Origin of the sequence: Cerasicoccus frondis (genome assembly GCA_031296915.1) — a bacterium.
GTDB lineage: Bacteria > Verrucomicrobiota > Verrucomicrobiia > Opitutales > Cerasicoccaceae > Cerasicoccus > Cerasicoccus frondis.
On record JAVDPC010000001.1, the window covers coordinates 289,276 to 311,684 of the forward strand.

19 protein-coding genes are annotated in these 22,409 nt (G+C 48.3%); 6 read left to right on the forward strand and 13 right to left on the reverse strand.

What is annotated here, in order from left to right; translation table 11 throughout:
* Positions 1–373: 373 nt before the first annotated feature.
* The 7 genes from RBB63_RS01200 to RBB63_RS01230 all read right to left on the reverse strand — a co-directional run bounded on the left by RBB63_RS01200 (position 374) and on the right by RBB63_RS01230 (position 11,096).
* Positions 374–1,360 carry an integrase core domain-containing protein gene (locus tag RBB63_RS01200; RefSeq protein WP_309380276.1) on the reverse strand — a complete coding sequence of 329 codons (987 nt, stop codon included), beginning with the start codon at positions 1,358–1,360 and terminating at the stop codon, positions 374–376.
* A 525-nt stretch (positions 1,361–1,885) separates the two neighbouring features.
* Positions 1,886–2,503 carry a DUF1353 domain-containing protein gene (locus RBB63_RS01205; RefSeq protein WP_309380278.1) on the reverse strand — a complete coding sequence of 206 codons (618 nt, stop codon included), beginning with the start codon at positions 2,501–2,503 and terminating at the stop codon, positions 1,886–1,888.
* Positions 2,500–3,891, reverse strand: a complete 1,392-nt coding sequence (locus tag RBB63_RS01210; protein WP_309380280.1) for a M48 family metalloprotease — start codon at positions 3,889–3,891, stop codon at positions 2,500–2,502. Before RBB63_RS01210 ends, RBB63_RS01205 begins: the two co-directional genes overlap by 4 nt.
* Positions 3,892–4,572: 681 nt before the next feature.
* Positions 4,573–5,694, reverse strand: a complete 1,122-nt coding sequence (locus RBB63_RS01215; protein ID WP_309380281.1) for an integrase core domain-containing protein — start codon at positions 5,692–5,694, stop codon at positions 4,573–4,575.
* Positions 5,695–5,860: 166 nt separating this feature from the next.
* The gene (locus tag RBB63_RS01220; RefSeq protein ID WP_309380283.1) at positions 5,861–7,684 is read right to left on the reverse strand and encodes a hypothetical protein; all 1,824 of its coding nucleotides are present in this window, start codon (positions 7,682–7,684) and stop codon (positions 5,861–5,863) included.
* On the reverse strand, positions 7,653–8,906 hold the full coding sequence (locus tag RBB63_RS01225; RefSeq protein WP_309380285.1) for a hypothetical protein: 1,254 nt from the start codon (positions 8,904–8,906) through the stop codon (positions 7,653–7,655). Before RBB63_RS01225 ends, RBB63_RS01220 begins: the two co-directional genes overlap by 32 nt.
* Positions 8,907–8,915: 9 nt before the next feature.
* Positions 8,916–11,096, reverse strand: coding sequence for a hypothetical protein (locus RBB63_RS01230; protein ID WP_309380287.1), 2,181 nt, complete (start codon positions 11,094–11,096; stop codon positions 8,916–8,918).
* Between the two features lie 128 nt (positions 11,097–11,224).
* On the opposite strand from RBB63_RS01230, the gene RBB63_RS01235 reads away from it, so the two are divergent.
* From RBB63_RS01235 to RBB63_RS01250, 4 genes are all read left to right on the forward strand, one after another.
* Complete coding sequence (locus RBB63_RS01235; protein ID WP_309380289.1) at positions 11,225–11,347, forward strand: hypothetical protein; 123 nt, start codon at positions 11,225–11,227, stop codon at positions 11,345–11,347.
* Positions 11,348–11,455: 108 nt separating this feature from the next.
* Positions 11,456–11,722 carry a hypothetical protein gene (locus RBB63_RS01240; RefSeq protein WP_309380291.1) on the forward strand — a complete coding sequence of 89 codons (267 nt, stop codon included), beginning with the start codon at positions 11,456–11,458 and terminating at the stop codon, positions 11,720–11,722.
* The gene (locus RBB63_RS01245) at positions 11,719–12,300 is read left to right on the forward strand and encodes an integrase core domain-containing protein (protein ID WP_309380293.1); all 582 of its coding nucleotides are present in this window, start codon (positions 11,719–11,721) and stop codon (positions 12,298–12,300) included. Before RBB63_RS01240 ends, RBB63_RS01245 begins: the two co-directional genes overlap by 4 nt.
* Before the next feature lie 507 nt (positions 12,301–12,807).
* Positions 12,808–13,242 carry a hypothetical protein gene (locus RBB63_RS01250; protein ID WP_309380296.1) on the forward strand — a complete coding sequence of 145 codons (435 nt, stop codon included), beginning with the start codon at positions 12,808–12,810 and terminating at the stop codon, positions 13,240–13,242.
* Between the two features lie 272 nt (positions 13,243–13,514).
* Here the strand turns inward: RBB63_RS01250 and RBB63_RS01255 are convergent, their stop codons facing one another.
* Positions 13,515–13,799 (reverse strand): hypothetical protein, encoded by a 285-nt coding sequence (locus tag RBB63_RS01255; protein WP_309380298.1) that lies wholly within the window; start codon positions 13,797–13,799, stop codon positions 13,515–13,517.
* 21 nt (positions 13,800–13,820) lie between these two features.
* On the opposite strand from RBB63_RS01255, the gene RBB63_RS01260 reads away from it, so the two are divergent.
* Positions 13,821–14,117 (forward strand): helix-turn-helix domain-containing protein, encoded by a 297-nt coding sequence (locus RBB63_RS01260; protein WP_309380300.1) that lies wholly within the window; start codon positions 13,821–13,823, stop codon positions 14,115–14,117.
* 151 nt (positions 14,118–14,268) lie between these two features.
* Here RBB63_RS01260 and mobF read toward each other — a convergent pair whose 3' ends face one another.
* Positions 14,269–17,094 carry a MobF family relaxase gene (mobF, locus tag RBB63_RS01265; RefSeq protein WP_309380302.1) on the reverse strand — a complete coding sequence of 942 codons (2,826 nt, stop codon included), beginning with the start codon at positions 17,092–17,094 and terminating at the stop codon, positions 14,269–14,271.
* A gap of 155 nt (positions 17,095–17,249) precedes the next feature.
* Between mobF and RBB63_RS01270 the strand changes: the two genes are divergently transcribed.
* A complete protein-coding gene (locus tag RBB63_RS01270; RefSeq protein WP_309380304.1) occupies positions 17,250–17,564 on the forward strand; it encodes a hypothetical protein in 315 nt (104 codons plus the stop codon).
* 310 nt (positions 17,565–17,874) lie between these two features.
* Here the strand turns inward: RBB63_RS01270 and RBB63_RS01275 are convergent, their stop codons facing one another.
* The 4 genes from RBB63_RS01275 to RBB63_RS01290 form a co-directional block, all read right to left on the reverse strand.
* Entirely contained in the window at positions 17,875–18,906 is a 1,032-nt protein-coding gene (locus RBB63_RS01275; RefSeq protein ID WP_309380306.1) for a LacI family DNA-binding transcriptional regulator, read from the reverse strand.
* Between the two features lie 95 nt (positions 18,907–19,001).
* Positions 19,002–20,390: a hypothetical protein gene (locus RBB63_RS01280; protein ID WP_309380308.1), complete on the reverse strand. Its 1,389-nt coding sequence runs from the start codon at positions 20,388–20,390 to the stop codon at positions 19,002–19,004.
* A 41-nt stretch (positions 20,391–20,431) separates the two neighbouring features.
* Complete coding sequence (locus RBB63_RS01285) at positions 20,432–21,166, reverse strand: hypothetical protein (RefSeq protein ID WP_309380310.1); 735 nt, start codon at positions 21,164–21,166, stop codon at positions 20,432–20,434.
* A gap of 28 nt (positions 21,167–21,194) precedes the next feature.
* Positions 21,195–22,190, reverse strand: coding sequence for a hydroxyacid dehydrogenase (locus tag RBB63_RS01290; protein ID WP_309380312.1), 996 nt, complete (start codon positions 22,188–22,190; stop codon positions 21,195–21,197).
* Positions 22,191–22,409 lie beyond the last annotated feature (219 nt).

A 22,409-nucleotide genomic window follows, 5' to 3' on the forward strand; every position in this document is an offset into this window, starting at 1 on the left:
TAAAATAATCCACGGGCTATCGCTAAGGTAGCCAAATCAATCTCCGTCCTGGAGCCAAAACGCCAATGGAAGCCAAATCGCTGGGAATTACCTGACTGAGTTCTTCCATGATGACGGCATTAATCTCCGTTGCCGTACTACCTAGAAATTCATCCAAGCCGAAAAACGTCAAAAATCATAGCCACCATCAGGCATTAAGCATTGTCTGAGAATCCGAAAATAGCCAAACTTTCATCCGAAACATCGTTCCTTGACGGTCATCTCTCACAAATGTCAGCCAAACGCAGGCGTTTTCACTGAATCCGTACAGCAATAAAGAACAAGCTGACTCAACTCACTTTCAGTAGACAACGTAATTTGATCGGCAAAAAGCCTACGCCACCTCGCGATGGTAGTAATTCAGGAGTCCGCCTAATCGGGAGTGCTTGACCACCCTACCCTCGCCGCCTAATGCCTGCTCGTGCTCGGGGCCAGGAAACGGAATCATATTATCCAAACCTTGGTGATTCCGTTCTGAGTGGTAATGCTCCAAATACTGCTCAATGGCTCGACGCACCGAACCTTCGCCTATCAGGATTAGCTGGTTCAAGCATTCATGCTTGATGGATCGGACAAACCGTTCAGCAAACGCATTCAGATTCGGTGAACGCGCCGGAAGCTTGAGCGCCCTGACATTCACGCTGCGAAAAACTTTACCAAAGGCTCTGGTAAAATTACTGCCACGGTCATGAATGAGGTAGCCTCGGCGGCCAAAGCCTTGGATCGGCCCATCAAAACCAGTCAGTTCTCTGGCTTGCTGCTCACACCACTCACCGGTCGGGTGCTCAGTCATACCACCGAAAATCACCCGACGACTTTCCAAGTGAATGAAAAAGAGCACGTAGTAGGTTGCTAGATGGAATCCAGACCAATCCTCAACGGTAAAGAAATCGCAGCCCCAGGTCACATCTTTGTGCCGAGCAATGAAATCGACCCACCTCGTTTGTTTCCTGCGCTCTGGTGCTGGATCAATACCGTTACGCTCCAAAATCTGACGAACCGTTTCTTTGCCAATCGAATGGCCCAGGTTGTTCATCCGATTGGCAATGTCCAAAGAACCTGATCTCGGATTTTCGTGAGCCATCCGAACGACCAGCTCCTCCACCTCTCTCGGTTTTCGAGGTCGGCCCGGGTATTGCCGCTTCTTGGAACCATCAAACTTCTGCGCGACCAGCCTTCGATGCCAGCGATACAGCGTATCGGGCGACACAAGGTTAGCGTATTTATCGATGGCTTTGCCTAATTTCTTAGCTTTCTCCGCGAGCACCTTGCGTTGAGCATCCACCAATTTAGGGCACTTCTTTTTGAGATGATACTGCAATACGCGAACTTCCTCCTACAGATAATCAATCGCATCCAACAGTTCCTGATTCAGTCGATCAGTGAACAACGCCAGCAGATTCGCCAACAATACTTTTCCTTCCATGCGAATCAATTTGACGTAGCTGCCGGAAGTCTTCAATCCTCGCATTTATGCGGTCGGACGAATTTCTAGGCAGTACGGGGATAAAGTTTGTACGAATCGACTGCGAAAGGGTTATGAAATACATCCCGCAGGCCGACCACCTTCTCCGCTAAAACTCTTCGTTGAGCATCGACCAATTTGGGACACTTCTTTTTTCAGATGATGCTAGAGTGCACGAATCTCTTCCTGAAGATAATCGCATCCATAAGTTCCTGATTCAGTCGATCTGTAAACAGCGCCAACAACTTCGCTAACAATACTTTTCCTTCCATTCGAACCAATTTGAAGCCGCTACCGAAGGACCGCAATCATTGCATTCATGCGGTCGGATGAATTTTTAGGTAGTACGGGCTGACTGCGCCCTGAGATTCGGCAAAGCAGCTATTGTAGGATCTGTTCTACCTGAACGAAGGCGTCGACCCGTTTCTCTATGTCTTCGAGGGGCGGATTTTCACTTTCGATCCAGTGTTGAATGCTCTTGAGTTGCTCATCCTCGATTGATGTCTGGATCATGATCTCCACAGGCGCCATCTCTTCCATTAACCCTTTGAAATTGATGATCTCCCACCGAGGACCGCGACTCCAAACTGCGGCATACATTGACTTGGCCTTGAGGATATTGACCCTGGCGCTCAAGCAAGCGTTATAGAACATGCGGTGGACGTCTTCCCAGCTTTCGTTCTTTTTGTCGCAGTAGTAATCGTGAACGACCGAGGCTTGGCGATATCTTCCAACAAACGGAGGACCTACGATCGACCACAGCGCCCTCGGGATGGAAGCGCCATCCACGATGGTTCCCTTAGGGACAAACCACGACTTGCCATCTGGATCAATATATTGGAAGTCTTCCAAGAGTTGCATGTCACGGTGGCTGCCATCTCCAATGATCCAGACTACGGCAACACGGCCGATGAATTGCCCATCATCTGCATGGGTTATGCCTGCTGTGGAAAGGAACGCGATGATGAGTCCAGATAGAAGCTTGGTTTTCGATCTCATTGGTCAGGAGTTTCAGTTGAAGGGTGCTTTTTGCTTTCTGAAAGCAGTTTGATGATTTCCTCGCGGTTCTCCACGATGACAGGGCGTATTCTTTCCCATAGTAGTATGGCATTGCGATTCATGATGTCGGTGATTGCTAGAATCGCCTCTTGTTCTGCGTTGTTCGTGGGGATGTCGGTGATTTCCTCCCAGAACTGCCTTCGGATCGTTGGATGGGGGTGCACATTGGCATGTTTGACGACCGTAAACTTCTGGGAAAATGATTCAGGAAACCCATCGGTCGAATCCATATCAACTGCGTCGACCGCGAAGTTGATGAAGGTTTCTTCCCCGGCACCCGGCTGGCGATATTGCTTGCCGGTGCTGAGGAGCAGACTCAGGTCTTCGTAGATCTCACGGGTAATGAAGTAAAACTCTGGCGTCTCTCGCAGGCCGACATCGATAAAGCGATTATTGGAGATATCACCTTTGGACAGTTCGATCATGATCTGCGCAGCCACGTAGTCTGCCTCAAGCTCTTGCAACCAATTTGCGGTCGCCGATGACTCCATTCCCAGTATGACGCTGACGCCATCCAACGCACTGGGTTCGAGTGCGTTGACTTTGCCATCGTGCTCCATGAGGACGTGGCCGATCTCGTGCGCCATAGCGAACATTTCAATGCCTCGGTGATAAAGGCTTAGCACTATCAATCTATCCGCATCTGGTTTAATGCGTTCACGACTACCCAGCTCAAGAAATTCCAAGATGACCAACAGGTAGTCGTGTAGGATTTCGGGATTGTTTTCCAAGGCTCGGTAAAAAGCTTCTTCACTGGAGTCGATGACGACGTATTGTCCCTCTTCCCTCATCACAATCGTCTTGGCGACTACTTTTGCTATCTCATAGGCAAATTCGAAGAAGCGGATATTAAACAGAATCATCGAACGGCCATCATCCTGATTCTTGCCAACGATAACGTTGATCTTCTTAATGGGGAGTGAACCCAAGATGGGTTCAGGAATGGCTTCGTAGCCAATGGATGATGCGGCTGCTTGCACATCATCGTAATATCCTTTCAGCATGAAGTGAACTCCGGGCATCTCATACTTCGTGGAAACTCGGTCGCTGAACATCGCAATCATTTCTTTTGAAATATCTTCAGCAACGATCTCTTGTGAAAGCTGATCCAAGAAGCTGACCATTTCATCATAGTCGACTTTATGACGGTATGCTGGATTCTGAGTGTAGAACTTTTGTTGGATGACTTCGAGCGTTTTATAGCCTTCATCGTTCTCCGACAGCAGAGGCTTCGATGCCGGGATGGTTGCCTCAGCCAGAGTCGACTCTTCTTCGGCATTTACGTTTCCAAGAACCAGAAATGAAAACAGAGATATTAATAATTGCACAGCTCTAGTTTGAATGCCAGTGACTAAGCTGTATGATCTCGCATTGTGTGACGTTTTGTTGACACTGATATTACTAGCATAGAACATTAATAATGATAAAAATGGCCTGCTAAGAGAAATGTCAATTCCCTATATTATAAATAATATAATTTCATCATTAGAACTTTTTTGCAGAGCCAACCATAGGCATGGGATTTACGGCCATTCCAAGTCCCTTGAAAATTTAAGCAATAAAGTAGCTTCTCGGTTATCAACTTATTCGATGCGGTAGAAGCAGAACTGGTTAAGATCGCTAATCGGCAGGACTTGCGTTTCCGCTCAAGTCCAACGGCCAATACGTTATCCTAAACCCTTTCTGACTTCATCATAGCATCTGCCCTAAACTTCACCTACGCTCCGCACATCCAAGCAGCCTGCCCGCCTCTCACTGCTTCTCCCTCGTAAAACCGACAGGTTGCTCTTGCATCTTTCAGCCCGTACTACCTAGAAATTCATCCGAGAAGGAAAATACCAAAAATCTCAACAATCATCGGGGCTTGAGCATTGCCTGACATTCCGAAAATCGCCAAACTTTCATGCGAAGCATAGTTCCTTGACAGTCATCTCTTACAAATGCCAATCGAAATCAGGGGTTTTCGCCGAATCCGTACAGCACAAAGGACAAGCTGATATCACTTGCATTCAGTGCAGCAAAACTTCGCCAACCCAAAGCTGCAAAGCCTCGCGATGGTAGTAGTTCAACAGTCCGCCCAAACGGGAGCCCTTGACCACCCTACCCTCGCCGCTAGCTGACTGCTGATGCTCCGGGCCAGGAAACGGAATCATATTATCCAATCCTTGGTGATTCCGTTCTGAGTGATAATGCTCCAGATACTGCTCGATAGCTCGACGCACTGAACCTTCACCGATGAGGATCAGTTGATTCAAGCATTCATGCTTGATCGATCGGACAAACCGCTCGGCAAACGCATTTAAGTTCGGTGAACGTGCCGGAAGCTTCAGCGCCCGGATATTAACACTGCGAAAAACCTTCCCGAATGCTCTGGTAAAGTTACTGCCACGATCATGAATGAGGTAGCCCCTGCGCCTAAAGCCTTGAATCGGACCATCAAAACCGGTCAGTTCTCTGGCTTGTTGCTCGCACCATTCGCCAGTTGGGTGCTCGGTCATACCACCAAAAATCACTCGACGGCTTTCCAAATGAATGAAGAAGAGCACATAGTAGGTTGCCAGATGAAAACCGTTCCAAGCTTCGACAGTAAAGAAATCGCAGCCCCAGATCACATCTTTGTGACGGGCAATGAAGTCGGCCCACCTCGTGTGTTTCCTACGCTCAGGCGCTGGATCAATACCGTTACGCTCCAGAATCTGGCGAACCGTTTCTTTGCAGATCGCATGCCCCAGATTACACATGCGATTGGCAATGTCCAAAGAGCCGGAACGCGGATTCTCGCGAGCTATTTGCACAGCCAAGTCCTCCACTTCTTTCGGCTTTCGCGGTCGGCCTGGATACGTCCGCTTCTTGGAACCATCAAACTTCTGTGCCACCAGCCGACGATGCCAACGATACAGTGTATCGGGCGACACAATATTCGCGTATTTTTCAATGGCTTTGCCTAATTTCTTGGCTTTCACAGCAAGAACTTTGCGTTGAGCATCAACCAATTTGGGACACTTCTTTTTCAGATGATGCTGCAATACACGAATCTCCTCCTGAAGATAGTCGATGGCATCCAGTAACTCCTGATTTAGCCGATCCGTGAACAACGCCAGCAGCTTCGCCAATAATACCTTTCCTTCCATACGAAGCAATTTGACGCTGAAGCATGACGTCCGCAATCCTTGCATTTATGCGACCGGGATGAATTTTTAGGTAGTACGGGGTCGACGTACCTGCGGAGACATGTGAAATGCGAAAAATTGCGAAACGGTTATGAAATCCGTAAGCGTCACGTGACCACGAAAGCAATTAGGGCGAAGACTTTTCTAGTCTAACAACAAAAACTTTGCGTGTTGGTTTGCCTAAATTAAGTCCCCCCTCCACACCGAAATTAGTCGTTGCTATGCCATTGGTCGACTCGTGGGACCCAAACAAAGTGGCCCGATACTCAACAGTGCCATCATCAAGAGTAAATATGGTAATCTCATCAACAATGGCCGCATGCCCAACCCATTTGTTTCTGCTGCTACTCCACTCCCAGTATTGAACAAAATCACCTTTGCGTACCTCGCTTAACTCTGAAACGGAACTGCCCAAGTCTGATACCGACGTTAACGCATACTGAATCCCCGTTAGTTTCACATGTTCAAGAGGGTTTGTTGTCCAATCAGGATCACTCAAATCTACATTACTACTAACTATATTAATAGCATTTTTTACCTTTCTCCACTTCGCATCTGTAAGCCTGTGTTTTACGATACCCCCTACCACAGCAGAGAGGAAGGTCGTACAGCCTATAGTTTGATTAATTGAATCATGACCGTAGGACCACCCCCAATATTTAGATACTCCAATCTTTTTAGCGATAAGAAGTGCTCCAGTCGTGTCAGGCATAGATCGCGCAATCAATGACGGGAGGTCCCCGTTGTTTGAAAATGCCGGTATTAGACGCTCTGCAAGAGCAAGCATCCTTTCGGTTGAGATACCCTGATCTGCAATCTCACTAAAATCGTTCAGCATAAGCCTTTGGCCAAATCGCTCTCCTGCCATTCCCGCTGGCGAAAATAACCCAACTTCCAATATCAGCTTTCTGCCTTCTTTATCTGCAATCTTAAATACTTCCCATTGATCACGAATAAATGAATATGCTAGTCTCTGCAAGGCTACTCGGTTGCTAAAAGTATGAAGAGCCCAATCTGAATGCTCGATCGCGTCAATGCCTGGTTGAGGACCTCGGTGATATTTCACATAGCCAGCTTCCGTGTCCCCTATGAACAAGGGCAGGATTGACACTTTTCCTTCAGCATAGAGCCTCGTTGCCCTTGCAATTCGAAGCAAATCAACTCCAGCACTCTCACCTAAATGGTTTTGATGGAGCTTAGCGTAGTCCAGCAGCTTTTCTGTATACCGGAACAGAGAGACCATCTCTTGAGGTGAAGCAAAGACTGGATCTTCTTCTGACCCGCTAATGTTTTTAAAAAGGCGATCCTCCACTCGTTGGAACGCATCATTCAACTTAGCTTTCTCAAAAGCAATTTTCCTTTCATACAGGCTAGCACTTTGAGCACTACTCGTCTGACGATCAAAAGGTGATCCTGGTGGTATTATTCCAGCGGTCACAGAAGCATCGGCGACTGATATCGAATCGATCTGAGCAAGATCTGTAATATTCTCTGTTTCCTCCATTTTCGCATTAAACTTGGCTAGTTCTAAATCTGTCTTAAAGAGCCTTTTTTCTGCTTCTAAATTAAGCTGCTTGAAGGACTCAATTTGTGGAGCAAGTTGCGTAGTTATCGCGTCTTTGCCTAGTAAATTGTATTGATTGAAAAGAGGGACTTTATCTTCGTAAACTGTATGCTGGTTACGCAGGGCATCTACTCTGAAGTCCAAATTTTCAGAGGTGCTTTCAAAAACTTCATCTAATGTCTTGGTGAGCTCTCCTTCGCTATCGATTGACAACAGTAGCTCATGCCTACGACCATCTGTTAATCCACCTCCATCATACTTTCGAAATAAGCTCTCGTAATTGAGAACGAATGAGCTTTGCCCAGATGCCATACAAGCAACCCCTATTAAAACAAAGAGATTCAACGAACACTGTTTAAATCTCTGACTGAGCATAAGGATGTTCATCTAATGCGCCTTTGATTCTTTGCTCATAACGTTCAATCCAATCTGAGTATATGAATGAAGCTGGCAGCGACCTTAGGTCGTGAATGACAAACTCTAACTCTTTAAGTATGTCATGACTTTCGTCAGCCAGTAGGGCCGACTCAATTTCATCGTCCTCTAGCTCAGCCTCTTCTAACAATGCACTCGCTTCTCCAAATCTCCCAATTACTTTTCTCAACCTCAAATACGCACGTTCATCGTCAATAATACGCTGAATCTCCGGCTGTATCTGTAGTTTGTCTTCGTTATACTGCCGCTTATAAGGCTCCAGCCTTCGATAGTTTATTTCCTTCTCATACAAACAATACCGGAGGGCATCTGCACACACCGCTTCCAGCATTTGCAGACTGACTCGCTGCGAATCATGAGTCGATTCGTAAGCCGTTTGAATCTCAAGATAGTTGTCACGACTGATCTCTGCCACTTCGCTAGCATCTAGCGATACTTCATTGAATCGTCTTACCGCATTATGGAAAACCTCCATCTGCTCTCTCTCAACATCGTTCTTAGCATAGTAATATCCCATATTAACTATAGGAAGACTCTCTAGTATCGCATGCAAAAAACCCACGAACGAACCACTATACTGAGCGTTCACTGAACCTTCTCCATCACTAGCATCGCCACCTTCTCCATAAGACCAAGTATATGTAAAGCTAATTGAGTAACTGCCACGCAAATCAATTGAACCTGAATGACCAATAGGAAGTACCGATTCGAGCACGTTGTGTTTTGAAACACCAACCAGGCCGGCAGCGTAAGCTATATCATATCCATCGGATTCCTCAATTTCTTCCAATGCTTTCGATACCCCTGAAAGTTTCCTCCGGACTTGTCTCAATTCCAAAACCCTGGTCTCCCATTCACTAAAGTCTTCAATCAAAATCTCCAAGTTAAGTTCTCTACTACTTGCTGGTGTAGAGTCTTTGAGCTTTTCATAAAACGTGGCTAAGCTCTCCGAGGCCTCCTCTAACTCTCTAGAATTCCTTTCATATACCTCGACAAAAGTTCGATGCCATCTCACAGGCAAATCAGCTTTGACCAGCTGTTTGGAGTGCTCATACGCCTTGTCATCGACCCAAGTTTTGAACTTATCACCGAACTTCGCATCATCAAATAGTCCAGCATATGAAATGTTGGCACATGCCGCCCAACCCAAAAGCTGTAGGATAAGTTTCTTCATCGCTAGTGCCTAATTCTCGCCCTCATCCAGACCTCCGACGACAATCGGAATATTATTGTCATCAAGGAGTTCCCTCAACGTTTGATTGCGAAGATAATGCTTCAATTCCTCAACGTATAGCCTGTAAAGGCTAATTCTCGCCTGGGTATTTCTTAGGTATTTTTCCTTAAACGACGTTATGTTCTGGATAACATCGTCGATGCCTTGCGTATCAAATGAGGCAAGTAACCTTGTCATCGATGCGACCTCCTCTTGATCCAATCGATCTACATCTTCAGCAGAAATGTCTGCCATTATCGATGCCAACAAGTCTCTAAGTTGATCTCGCGTTTCAGGCAAAGTTACATCTCGCGTTTCAAGCAAGACTAGCAAACTACGATTGAGAGGACTGGCATCCACCTCTTGGATGTAGCGGGCTACAGGATCCAGATCCTGCAGAATGGCCGCTTTATAGTGCTTATGAGCGAATTCGGATAGTAAATGCAGATAGGTTTCGGTCGTAACTTTCTCAATTTCAGTTATGTCACGGTCTTGCAGTCTTGCTCGGAGTTGCCCAATTCCGCAGTAAACTTGGATTCTATTTGCTAATTTGGCAGACTGGTCAAAAATTTTGGGAAATAAATCATCGATTTGAAAATAGAGGAATACCCCAGATGACTTCTGATTACTATGTGCATTTGAACCAGAAACGACAATGGAGTCGGAATGCGCCATAGTAATCTCAATATCGCCTTCATATCGGTTCAAGACATGGATAGTCCCTGGTCTGAAGGTATTGGTTACACCATTCTGGCTAACTTTAATACTTTGTGCACTAGGCCCGGAGCCAATATCCACACAGACGTAAGGCAATGCACTAGGATACAGGCCATCAGTCAAACCACACCCCTTTATAGCAATCTTACCCCTTGACGAATAGTCGACCCGAGCGGTGGCTGGCTCATCATCTCTTGGAAAATTTCTATCATGCCACCCTCCCCATGCAGCAATAAAAGTAGTATATGAACCTTGGGCGACGTAAAGCGGGGATATCAGGCGGAAAGTATGACCGCCAATTTGAGGAGGCACTCCAACCTGGGTAAAAGGATTGAAGTTTTCCAATATATTGCCCTGGAAGCCTTCCGCTAGTTGTTCGTTTACGAATTCCTCAACAATTATTTGAACTTTAGTCGGTACATCTTCATCGTCTGTGGTGCTTTCTGTCTTTGTAGAAGTATAGTTACCCGTTGTGCTGAAACTTTGCCGCGCATTGCGACCAAGTTGGTATGACCCACTCACGCCAAAGGAGAAATTTGTCACCGCACCATCTATCTTGTTGTAATTATCGAAATCACGGATGCTATTATCTGATACCTGATTGATTTCCATCTGGAGATCCCCAAGTATTGCCTTGTAGACCGCTAGCCTCAACTTCTCTTTGCCAGGCTGATTAAGCATCTGCAAAATCCTACCGTTCTTTGAAAGATCGAGTGGAATGCCTCTCACTTCATCGACTATGGTTATCTTTTTAGGTTCACTACCAAATGGGTTTCCGCCCAGACTCTCCTCTGGCTCATGCACTGAGGCCAAGTAAGGATAGAAAATTGATCCACCATCATCTAGCCAGCTTTGCGGGGAATCCAAGTCCTTATCACACCAGTAGACCCATTCTTCGAACTCAAGCACATCAAAATGCGTGGAAACGTCCCTAGCCAAATCAAAGTCCTTCTTCCTCAAAGCCCAAAGAAGTGGATGTGGTGCCTTCAGCTCATGATGCTTTACAGGAATCAACCCACCCTCGAGCATTGCTTTTGCATAAACCATTTTATCACTAGCAACCAATGCAATGAATGCGACAGTAGTATTAGTCTCCTTTATCTCTTCTGGCAGCAATCCACGATAGATATAAAACTCCATATTATAACGATTATTCGCAATCGCTAGCCTGGCATGTTCAAGAGTGTAGGTGACATTAAACCTAGTTTTTATCGCATTCAGTATGCTAGGATTATCGCATCGCTTGATAGCTGCTGTAATAAGGTTGTCACCATTTTCGTCCGCGACATCCCACTGATAGCCATCCGGGATCTGCGCTGGATGCGCCATGACAAACTTATTCATTGAGTCAATTAACTCAGTGTGCGTCATGGCATCCGAGCTTCCAAAGCCCCAAAAGATAGCCATCAATAGTGCTAGGCTTACATTTTTCATATTTTGTAGTAGTAGATGTCTGCGACTTTTACCAATAGCCACAATCACTGGTAGCACGAACAAAGAGCAATATTGCTGTGCTAGAAATTAATAAGTATCTAGCCTTGAAAGCGCAACTCTGATTTTTCTTGGCAACTTTGGCTGGCTGGATGAACCGCAAGCAGCAGTTGGTGATCGAATATCTGCTCGAGGAGAACCGGAACCTCAAGGAACAGTTCGATGCCACAGGTAATAAGTTGCGTTTGAACTAAAAGGAACGTCGGAGCTAGGCCAAGAAAGGAAAGAAGCTCGGCTGGGCACAGCTGCGGTGGTTTGCCAATCTGGTCACCCCGAAAACTTCAATGACCTGACATCGCCGCTTGATCGCGCTCAAATATACAGCCAAGCGCACAGTTAACACCGACGGCCAGAAGCGGATGCAAACCATTCGGCAGCTGTGCATCAAATTCGCACAAGAAAATGACGACTGGGGCTATGGCCGCATTCAAGGCGCACTGGCCAATCTTGGCTATGATGTCTGCGAATCTATGGTTGGCAACATCCTCCGGCAAACGGTATCCTCCCCTCCCCTGAACGCGCCAAACGCAAGCAGTGGAAACGGTTCATGCGAAACCAACTATCAGTGATCTCCGCCGCCGATTTCTTCACGACAGAAGTCTGGACGCCACACGGACTGGTTCGCTACCTGAGCTTTTTTGTGATCAACATCGCTAAACGCGAAGTCCAGATTGTCCACACTGGCTGTCAGGTCAATGGCGAGGTCATGTGCAACTTGGCACGAGAGCTCACTAACGATTTCGATGGCTTACTTCGGGGCATGAAATATCTCATAGTAGACAACGATCCGCTCTACACTCCTGCCTTCATTAATATCATCGAGAAGTCCAGCGTGAAAGTGGTTCCGACAATGAGAGGCTGTCCTGAGCAAAACGGCTACGCGGAAAGCTTTGTTAAATGCATCAAACGCGAGTGCCTCGACCATTTCATATTCCTCGGAGAAAATTCGCTCAAACGCGCTATTTCTCAATATATGAAGCATATTCACCATGAGCGCAATCACCATGGGTTGGACAATGTGATTCCATTTCCCTATGCCTCCGCTAAGGCCGATGAATCCTCAGAGATTCGTAAATTTGAGCGGCTCGGTGGCCTCTTAAATTACTACTACCGAGACAACGGAAAAGAGGAACTAAAAGCAGCCTAAAAATCCACAGTAAATTGTTCCGATTTTCTATTTTATGAAACTTATCTCCGCAGGTCAGACCTGTGGGGATGCAAACCGAATTCCCCTGTTTAAAGGGGCAAAAAGCAGCAATAGGGACAAAACGGCGCAAAATTGATTTTATGAAATAGATCACGCTAGGCGAACCTGCGGGGATAAAGTTTGTACGAGAGAGTTATGAAATACATCCCCGCAGCCCGACCAATGTATGAAAACTCGGGGGCAAACTTCTTGTTCAAAAAAACCCGAGAGATGAATACAATAAGAGTTATCTCTTTTGAACGTTGAAGTTCAGCTTCCCCTAACTCAGTTAGGATATTATCCGAGAAAACGCAACGTCTTGAATTTGGGCTGCTATAGAATTCGGTGCTAAAAACACCCGAAATACGGCTTAAACAGAGAGGTTTCCAGCAATTAAGGGAAATGCATCTCATACATGAAAAATGAGATGGCGGAGTGCGCGGTGTCGTAAGTCGAACTAACTTTGAGTTGAATTGCGTTGTCGGGTTGCCGGGTGCTCGCTGGCGTGGGGAGGCGTTTGCCGTCGAACCGTTCCAACTACCGACCGGATACCTTGAGAAGATTATGGGGCCGGAGACGGATTGCCAGACCAAAGGCGCTGCCGATCAACACCCGATCCACCTTGCCCAAGGATGGGCGCAGGAGCTTGCCAATACGCCGGGCTTCACGATTACGCAAATCGCTGAACGCGAGGGATTTTCACGCACGCACATTCGGGGCATTCTACGCTTGGCGCGGCTTCCCTCAGACGTGCAGAAGGCTCTAAGCAGCCTTACCAATCCCGCAGAAATCGCCTTTTACAGCGAGCGACGGCTGCGAGGCCTAGTTTATCTCAGCGCCAAGGAGCAACGCGCGGGATTCGCTAAACTACAGCAGCGATGGGAGGCGCAAAGCAGGCGTTAAGCCTGACTATGAATCAAATAGAGCGGTGATATTGAGGCAATAAGCCGCCGAATAACGTTCAATTTCGGTTGCACCATTTGATTCAACATGAATCGAATAGGATAAGCCATTGAAGTAAAGCGGCTTAGATGCGACGCAAAACACGCCATTTTGCGATGTGAATAACTTCGCTGCGAAAAATTCGCCGCCATGCGGCGGGTATTATTGGATTTGTCCAAGATTGGGAGATCCCGAGAAACGGGAAGATTGTACAATGAATGGCATTTGGCCATTCAGCGGCCCATAATGAGCCAGACGGTGCCCGCGCCGATCAGCAACCCCGGAATCAATCCGCAGACCCAAAAGCCGACCAGTTCGGCGAGTGTGACGATAGCAAAATCTCCTTTGAGCAAGGCGATTCCCTTTTTGATCTTGGAAATTCTTTCCATTGGTTGTGATTCGATATTTCTCGTGATTGGCAATTGGAAAGCAAAAACAGGCGTTGGTTCATGCGAACCATGCAGTGAGAGACACATCAAGCTTAAACACTCTAATAGATGCGGTGTTTTTAAAGGCATGTCACCTAGTATGATGTTCAGGTGTCTAATTCCTATGAAGCCCTCATCCACAATCTTCGCCATTTGCGCGAAATGAACAACTTGACGCAGGAGCAAGTTGCGGAAAAAGCTGGTATCGACTACAAGCATTATCAGGGAATCGAAGCCGGACGCCGACCCGAGTTGCGCCTGTCCACGGTCGAAAAGCTGGCCAGCGCCTACGGCAAACAAGCGTGGCAGTTGCTACGCTCGGCTCCAGCGGACAAGGCGATTGATAAGCTTGGGCCAGGTCGCCCTGCCAAAAAAGCTAAGAACACGCCATTACGAGATTCAGATTGATTGGCGAATGGCCACAGCTTAGGTTCAATACATTGCCGAGAATGTAACTAGGCACAGATCAAACTGCAATTCTGAGGCAGTTATACACGAATCCCACGAGAGTGCGTGTATATTTCTTATATAAGACGCCCGTTATCAATGTTGGTTCGCCTTACAATGATTGACGCATACCCCGGCTTTGGCTCCGGCTGAGTGTGCGGCGGGGCGGCTGGATGCGCTGAAGGGGCGAAGGCGGCGGCTCACGCAATTTCTTCAGCAGTTGCCCTTTGGCAATTTGCTCGGCAATCATGCGGGAGCGTTGAGCCAACTTAATGGATTCTTTCGCTAAAGAGTCGGACAGCTTGGCCTTCGTCGCCAAATCCATTGCCAAGGCGCGTTCGCCGAGACGCAGCAGATTTTCCCGCAAGGCTTCCTTATCCGAAGTGTAAATCTTGATCTTTCGCCGCGCCCGCGAAATCGACACGTACCACTGATTGCGATTCGTCGCCGCTCGATTTTGCGAGTCCGAAAATAAAACCGTATCCACGGTTTTACCTTGAGAGGCGTAAGACGTGACGGCGTAACCGAGATTGGCTAGACGCTGCGTAGGCGCCAAAGTTTTGCGCTGGCCCCGGTCATCGACGACTGCAATCTTGCCGCTTTTAGCGATACGGGAAACCGTCACCAACTCGCCGTTGACGATAGGTTTGCCATCGGCGGATTTGCCATTGAACTTCATTTGGAGGCAATCACCCGGAGCCAGATCAAGCTCGCTCTGGCGAGCGACCACGAAGTGCTTGGACTGCTTGAAGCTGACTGTCGTCACCTTCCCATTTTTACACAGGGATAAGCCTTGTTCGCTGGCGCTCTCGACTTTTGCGAGTTCGCCTTTGCCGAAACGACCGTACTTTTTGATGAAGTAAACGTAGTCGCCTTGCTCGTAGTAACGCGCATCGCGCTTTTGCGCATTATCCAGGTCGCGGCTTTCGTAGAAAGCCAGCTTCGTATCCTTCCCCAACTGGCCCTCGTCCTTTAGGCGCTGACGCACCGCCGCATTGACGGCGTGAATTTCGTCCCAAGTTTGGGAGACAATTAGAGTGCTTTCCCCAGCCTTACGCACCTGCAAATAATCATCGGCGAGTGTCGCCTGTCGGCTCGCCTCGTCGACTTCCACCACGCAGTCAAGGGAGTCGAGTCGTTCAAACGACTCGACGACTTCGCCCTTGGAAGCGGCCTTCACCGCTTCACGGTATTCGCCAATGAAAACGCGCTCGTTTTCGTCGCGCCCCTTGCCCGGGTCTTGGCGACGAATCGCGGTTAATTCGGCGGGGTGGAGATGCGCGTATTTCTCGATGGCCCGGAGCGCGTCCGAGGCTTCCACGGCACCATGCTGGCGCGTGTCGCCCGACAAGATGATGCGCGTTTCACTCGCTTTCAGCGTGGTGAAAAGGTCCGACATTTGCTTTCCGCCAATCTGCCCAGCTTCGTCAATGATGACGACGGGATTACTGGGAAGATCACTTTTCGCCAGAAACCGGGCGACGGTTTGCGCTGCAAATCCGTCTTTTTGCAGGTCGATAACTTGCTGTCGTTGCGGGGCCAAAACGACCACCGAATAACCCGCATCCTGTAATCCTCGATTCACTTCTTGGAGCGCGAAGGTTTTGCCGGTCCCGGCTCCGCCCCGGAAAAGCGTCACATAATCTTGGCTCCCAAGGATCCGCTCAACCGCGGATTTTTGTTCGCCGGTTATCGTCGCAATTGACGGCTGATAATTTTCGCAGAATGGCGCGTGCTGATTACGCCCTTTTTGGGCGGTGTCCACGATTGCGAGTTCGCGGTCGATTGCAACGTGGGTGGTAATGTTGTGATCGCGCTCATTTTTGAGGTAATTTCGGCAGTCGATTTCGGCGTCCAGATTTTGGAGGGTAAAATCCTCGCCCTGCCCCCGGATCAATGCCGCCGCCTTGAGCTGGTAATCTTCCACCACGGACTTACGCTCGAACACCCGTTCATCGGCCCAAGTGACAATGGCCCCTATATCCGGCGTGATTTTATCGACAGAATTGGGCGCATTCTCAGGCGCGAGCGAAGCGATGTCCGCAGGCGTCATTTGGCCGGTCCAATGAGCGTGCAGGTTCGACGCCGACGATTCCTTGATTTTGCGGTCCCGTTTTTCGTGCGCAATCTGCGCCCGCAATTCCTTCAAATTTTTGGGGCGATTTCCGTTCGATAAATGCTCCCTTACACCAGCGTCAATTTGCTGGTGACGCTTCGAGAATCTTTCAATCAATTCGGGCGATATGCTTCTGATTTCAAAATCGCGCACATTGTTCTCGATCACGTAGCCCAATTGTTTGAGTCCCTTGGCAAGCTCGTGGTAATACAAGTTTTCGACAAATTTTTGCGCCTTGAGCATCTCGTAATTCTGCAAAGCTTTCCACCGATTTTCGACCGGATCATAGGTCGCATTCATGACGATACAGTGTGTGTGTAAATGCGGATCAAGCGCCCGGCTCGTATCGTGACGGAAGGCCGCGCCGATCACGTTACCGGTTGCTCGGTCATCGGAGCGCCGGTTTTTACGGACGCGGGTCATGGCGAATTTTTCCATTTCCCGCATCGCTGTTTGGACTGCTTTATTGTGAATGTGGACGATGCGCACGTCCTGATAGAGCCCGGCAATCGACACGCTCTTGGGCGGGCTTATCGTGAAGTCGTAGAAGATGCGCCGGTTTGCGACTTCTTTGCCGTCCTTCGTTCGCGTCGTATTTTTACGCGCAGTTAGGCGTTCGTTAGTGATGGGATTATTGCCTTCACATAAGGCCTCGAATTGTTGTTCTTTTACGGCGCCATTCAGCCCCAACTTTTCGGCTCCTTGCCCAAACCACTCGCCCTGTACCTCGTTTTCTTGGGCGTAGTAGTCGCCTACCTGCAAGTGTTCCCGAAAGTATTCCTTTGCATTGCGCAGGTTGTATTGTGCCTTAGGACTGAGCATGTTTTGACGCGACTTGGCGCGGTGTTATTTATGTTCTGAAACGCATTGGGCGTTTCTTTAGGTGTGGGACGCCTTACCCCTTACGAGCTAAGGCTATATTATCGCAGGATTCACCCGCTTAATAGGGAAGTTGTCCAAGGCGTGATTCCCCAATTATGGCGCCAGTCATCGCCGAAGTTTTCGGCGCACCAATTAACATCAAATCGCGCAAAAAAATTGGGCGCATTCGCGCTCAAAAACGGCGCCTGAATTCGGGCGAAAATTGCGGCGCATTGGGCCGCGCCGGAAAAGAAACTGTCCCCGTTTTTTCCAATGGTATCACGCGGTTCAAGGTAATGCTGCGCCTCCACCTTATACCATTCACCCATTCATTCAGTATTGAGAGAAGGCTATTTTTGATGAGCCCATCAGGGGATAGCTCGTCATCAAAAATGGACTTGTCTCAATCGCCGATGCTCAAACTTTGGTAATGGCTTGCGAGTTCCCCCTCCACAACGTTCTTCGAGAACCAGGTCAAGAGTTGAACCGCAGCCATTGCCGATCCTTCCAAAACGAATCAATCCAGATGGTTGTTCGATGAGAACCGATGTATAAGGCCATTCGCCGGGAGGATCTTACTCACAACTCAATCCCATAAATGATGAAAACCGTCGATAAAAAACAATCACTCATGCCCGGGGTAATCAATCAAGGGGTTCTTTAGTTGATGCTTGTTCATATTGAATCGAGTGTACGAAATGTGTGGTCGCCATGGATAAACTTATTCTTTGAAGAAATGGCCTAAGCTTGGCACCGGAGTGTCTCTCCCTCCACTAGCTTGCCATCAATCATGAGCGTCATGGGAATTTCAGGAACGCCGCATTCTCGACGATGCAGAAGATCGACCAGAAACTCGATGGCGCGGGCACCAATCAACCGGGAATTCTCCAATATGCCGGAGCAGTTCTGACTTTGTTCCTGGATGGTAATAATCGCCAAGCCCAATGTTTCTGGGATTTGCTCGCCGATGCTCAATAACCACTTTTTGGCGTGCCTCTGTTCAGTCACCACGACATCCGGGCGATATCGCTTCAACCATTGAGCCAATCCCTCCGGGGTAATCTGCGGTTTGGTATGTATCGGCAGGCGATCTTTAACTTTTAAAGATTGCTGTGCCCCCCAAAACGCCGACGACCAGTTATGAATGGTGCGCTGATCGCTTTGTGTAGAAAGCGCGAGGCCGGGCCTTTGATATCCAAGGTCCAAAATATGTCGCATCAGTCGGGTCATGGATTTTGCTTGATGAGAAACCACGGTGTGTAGTTCTGGCGATTGCAGGCTGTGCCCAAAGGTCACGGCGGAGAACTGCGAAAAATCGAAATCCAGGCATGTATTTGGACCTGCTTGCGGTGCTAATAAGATACCGGGTATATTCCGCGCCCACAAGAGAGACGCTAATCGTTTGCCCGACATCCCGTCTTTCTGTAACTGATGCTCCTCAAGCTGATAACCAAGCTCTTTGGCCCGATCGATGGCGCCAAGATAGTATTCATTATAAAACGCAGGTAATCGCTTCCATTGTTCGTTATCCGGATCATTCACCAGCCAAGCAAGCGTTGCCTGGTATTTGGCAGAAGTCGAACGTTTGCGGTAAGTGGAAAGCGCAGTAAGGTGAGGGTCGGGTCGGTAGCCTAATTCATTGGCGACTTTCTGGACGCGCTTGCGTGTTGCTTTGGAAACACGTGGATTATCCGCCAAAGCCATAGATACCGTTGCCTGCGTCAGTTGGGTCAGCTTCGCGATTTCTTTCTGGGTGGGTCTATGGTCGAACATCAAGCAATAGCCTAGCAAGTTTAGCCGGAAGCTCAAGATTCTGATACACTGAAACCCACCTTTCAAGACAGGTCCGGACGAACGTGCCCGTTGTCTTAGGGGACAATGTAGATGCTATTGACGCCCGCAGATTCCGTTTGCAGTGGTATGTCTTGCTGCAGACAAACCTCCCAGAAGTTATCCATGGTCATTCGTGGGCGTTCTTTATCGATTATCCAATAGACTGCTTTCCAGGCGCGATGTGCATTGGATGTACCATTCATCTCACTTTGGTCGCCTGCTTGGGCAGAAATACTGTTGTTATCAATGTAAAGGTCATTCGGACTAACGAAAGATCCAGAAGTGAAACTGCGAAACGCACCGTCGTCCTGTCTGAATTGCTTTAACTGATTCGTAGCAAATTTAACTACGTTGACCAGTTCTTGTTCCGTTGGCTTTTGGCCAGTTTGTCGGGATAAGTAGAAAAGCATGTCGCAAGCATTTCTGATGAAAAATATTTTGTCTATGTCCGGATCACTGGTAAACCATTCGCCTATTGTGGTCTGGAGTTTATCTGCTCGGGGAACCGGGCGGCCCGAATTCTTGCAGAAACTGACAAATTTGAATGCCCCGGAGATGCGAACTTGCGGATCGCCACCACCGATCAATCCGGTGTCAGGCTCTTGTATTGCGCTGACATAGCGGATGGCCTCGTTAATGAGCGCATTACGCAAGTTCGGGGGCAGAGCGTTGATCAGTCGGCTTTGCGATGAGAGGTTATCCAGCGCCGTCCAGGAATAATCCCACGGGCGCTTGTCCAACCATAAACGAAAGGCTTCAACGGAAGCCAGATGCGGCGGCGCATCGGCTACTTCCTGTTTTGAAAGCGTTGCATCCTTGGGCACAATGTAGAGGTTCTTAGTCTTGCCGGTTCGGGTTTCGTTTTTGTCTTGGATTTGTTTGGAAGCATCCCGTAGTGCAGCGTTTTCGTCATCACTAGATTTGGTTGTTGCTGATTTTCGAGCTTGACCAGGCAGTGGATAAAGCGGTTCGCTACCCAACATTTCCAATGAGCCAACCGAAAATGAGAGGGCTCTCCCTAGTACACGCTGATTATCCCACATGTCAGGATAATCTGGATCGACAAAGTAACCCGTTTGCGGATCCTGGCGGCTTTGAAAATAGTGGATCATCTTCTCTTTAGCATGGGTAGGCATTGTCTCCAGCAGACCGGTGTTTTTAAGGATGATGATGGCAAAGAAAGTCGATTGGATGTCCGGACCATACTCTCCGGGTTCTTTGCCTTCCTTTAGGCCGATTGATTCATAAAAGCCACCGCTTTCTGGATCATAAAGCTGCGCCATCCATGGGAGTACCTCTGCATAAAGCGCATCCAATTCACGAAGTGCAGCATTCAGCTCTTCACTGTCTTTTTCAGCATGCAAGGCCGGAAGCACAATCAACAGTGGCAGGAAATAGAGCTGTAAGCAACGAAATGAAATCATTTATTACGCTTTCTCATGCTGATTGGTCAGTTGTGTTTCTGTTAGCGGGAAAGGATAGGACGTATAGAAAGCAAATCGATGCTCATAGCCTGGTCGACGCCTTCATTATCCTCATCCACCCAACGGAACCAGATGCTTTGGCCGGATCGTATTCTAAGTCCTTTGATTTTGGCGGACACATCGGTGCTCGGTACGCCGGTGGTAATCGTAAGGCCCACATGGTCACTTGATCCAGAGTCCTGTAAGCTCTCGAAACTCAGGTCATCGACGGTTATCCAGTTACCAGAATCGAGCGTTGTGGCGTCGGTGGAATATTGAAAAGTGAGCTTATCCTTACCGCCAGAATTATGCTGCCATTGTTGTCCTACATAGCTGACGTTAAACCCAGTGATGACTGAGCCTGTTTCATTGCCCAATTCCAGTCCAATCGCGGTAAATCCGGCATTGGAGGATGCCCTAATCGTCCCAAAAGATGCGTTAGATCCATTAGGGCGAAACAGAAATATACCGGGCGCTCCTGACTGATTGTTTCCATTCGAAGCCTTGTATTCCGCAGGTGTCTGTTCATCGACAATGGCGTACCAGCCAACGACCGTTGCATTGTCGGTCCATGGTTTGCTGCCAGCCGAATTGATCTCTGTCTCATTGCTGACGCCATAATTATCTTCCTTGAAAGGTTGATAATATTCTGAGTCTTCTTTAAAAACGACTTTAGCTGGTGAAACGCTCGTGAAAGCTAGTGTCAAACAGGATAGGAATATTGCGGGTTTATACATCGTTGTCTTTGGTTGATTAATTATGGGCTCAGGCCATGAGTTGGTAATTTTCTTGGGTGACCGGATAAAGCGGTGATTCTCCACGGAGATAGCGTTGGCATTCGGTGATCGCGAGGCGCCCCATACGGCGACACTCCCGACCCATTGATCCTGCAATGTGGGGCGTTAGCAGCACATTGGGCATAGTAAACAAAGGCGAGCCATTTTCGAGTGGTTCAGTTTCCGTTACATCCAAAATAGCAAGTAAATCCGGGCGTTTGTGTAGGGCTCTGATCATCGCCGGTTCATCGACGATGGCCCCGCGTGCGGTATTAATAAATGTCGCGCCGCTCGGCATTAGATTGAAATGCCCCTCCTTGACTAGCTGCAATGTTGCATCGAGTTTTGGCGCATGAAGACTGACGACATCACACTCCGCAAAAAGTTGTTCAAGGCCAACCTTTCGCGCACCCAACTCAGCCATTTTCGATTCACTGATGCATGGGTCGTAAGCCAGCACCTCCACATCAAGCTGTTGAAGCCTTTCGCACACCATTTGCCCAATGGCACCCAAGGCAATGAGCCCGACCTTGGTGCCGTCGAAACAACCCGGAATATCGAGTGCTTGCGTCCATGCTCGCTCTGACTTGAGCTTGAAGACGTATTGCCAGGTGCGCTTCAGAGACATGATGATTTGAGCAAACGTGAACTCTGCCACCGGCTTCGCGTTGGCATAGTATGCGCTGGTTACCGTGATGTCTCTTTCCCAAAGGGAATCGGTGACAAATCCCTTCACCGTCCCAGCGCCATAAAAGATAGCTTTCAAGCGAGGCATCCGCTCTAGCAAGTCTTGATCAAACTTCGGAGCGCCCCATCCCGAAAATACGCATTCCACCTGCTCTAATTCGGTGTTGGGCACATCGGCTAGGCATACTGGGGCAGGAGCAATGTCCAGTAAGTGATTAATTACTGCCCGCTCTTCATCACCGTAAATGAGCGGGAAAGAATTACTTCTAATCAGATAAATACCTCGGGGTTTTTTCATTAAGCTACAGCGAATATATTAAGGCTCGTGTGAAGGACAATCCTAGTGGTGTGAGTTTGCTCAACGGCTAGCGACGCCCGCTAGAGCGACTTGCGTGCGCCATGAAGCGAATCGCTTTGTTATTTAAGACGCGTTAATCGTCAAAACATTCTGCTCTGGGGTGTTCATACGGGTAAGAGGACAAGTTACATCAAGAACATATGCTCTCATTGTCCGGCA

Coding starts and splice junctions, on each gene's coding strand:
- RBB63_RS01205 (WP_309380278.1), bottom strand. CDS start 2,503: ATGAGATCGAAAACCAAGCTTCTATCTGGACTCATCATCGCGTTCCTT.
- RBB63_RS01215 (WP_309380281.1), bottom strand. CDS start 5,694: ATGGAAGGAAAGGTATTATTGGCGAAGCTGCTGGCGTTGTTCACGGAT.
- RBB63_RS01220 (WP_309380283.1), bottom strand. CDS start 7,684: ATGAACATCCTTATGCTCAGTCAGAGATTTAAACAGTGTTCGTTGAAT.
- RBB63_RS01225 (WP_309380285.1), bottom strand. CDS start 8,906: ATGAAGAAACTTATCCTACAGCTTTTGGGTTGGGCGGCATGTGCCAAC.
- RBB63_RS01230 (WP_309380287.1), bottom strand. CDS start 11,096: ATGAAAAATGTAAGCCTAGCACTATTGATGGCTATCTTTTGGGGCTTT.
- RBB63_RS01255 (WP_309380298.1), bottom strand. CDS start 13,799: ATGCCTTTAAAAACACCGCATCTATTAGAGTGTTTAAGCTTGATGTGT.
- mobF (WP_309380302.1), bottom strand. CDS start 17,094: ATGCTCAGTCCTAAGGCACAATACAACCTGCGCAATGCAAAGGAATAC.
- RBB63_RS01270 (WP_309380304.1), top strand. CDS start 17,250: ATGGCGCCAGTCATCGCCGAAGTTTTCGGCGCACCAATTAACATCAAA.
- RBB63_RS01275 (WP_309380306.1), bottom strand. CDS start 18,906: ATGTTCGACCATAGACCCACCCAGAAAGAAATCGCGAAGCTGACCCAA.
- RBB63_RS01280 (WP_309380308.1), bottom strand. CDS start 20,390: ATGATTTCATTTCGTTGCTTACAGCTCTATTTCCTGCCACTGTTGATT.
- RBB63_RS01285 (WP_309380310.1), bottom strand. CDS start 21,166: ATGTATAAACCCGCAATATTCCTATCCTGTTTGACACTAGCTTTCACG.
- RBB63_RS01290 (WP_309380312.1), bottom strand. CDS start 22,190: ATGAAAAAACCCCGAGGTATTTATCTGATTAGAAGTAATTCTTTCCCG.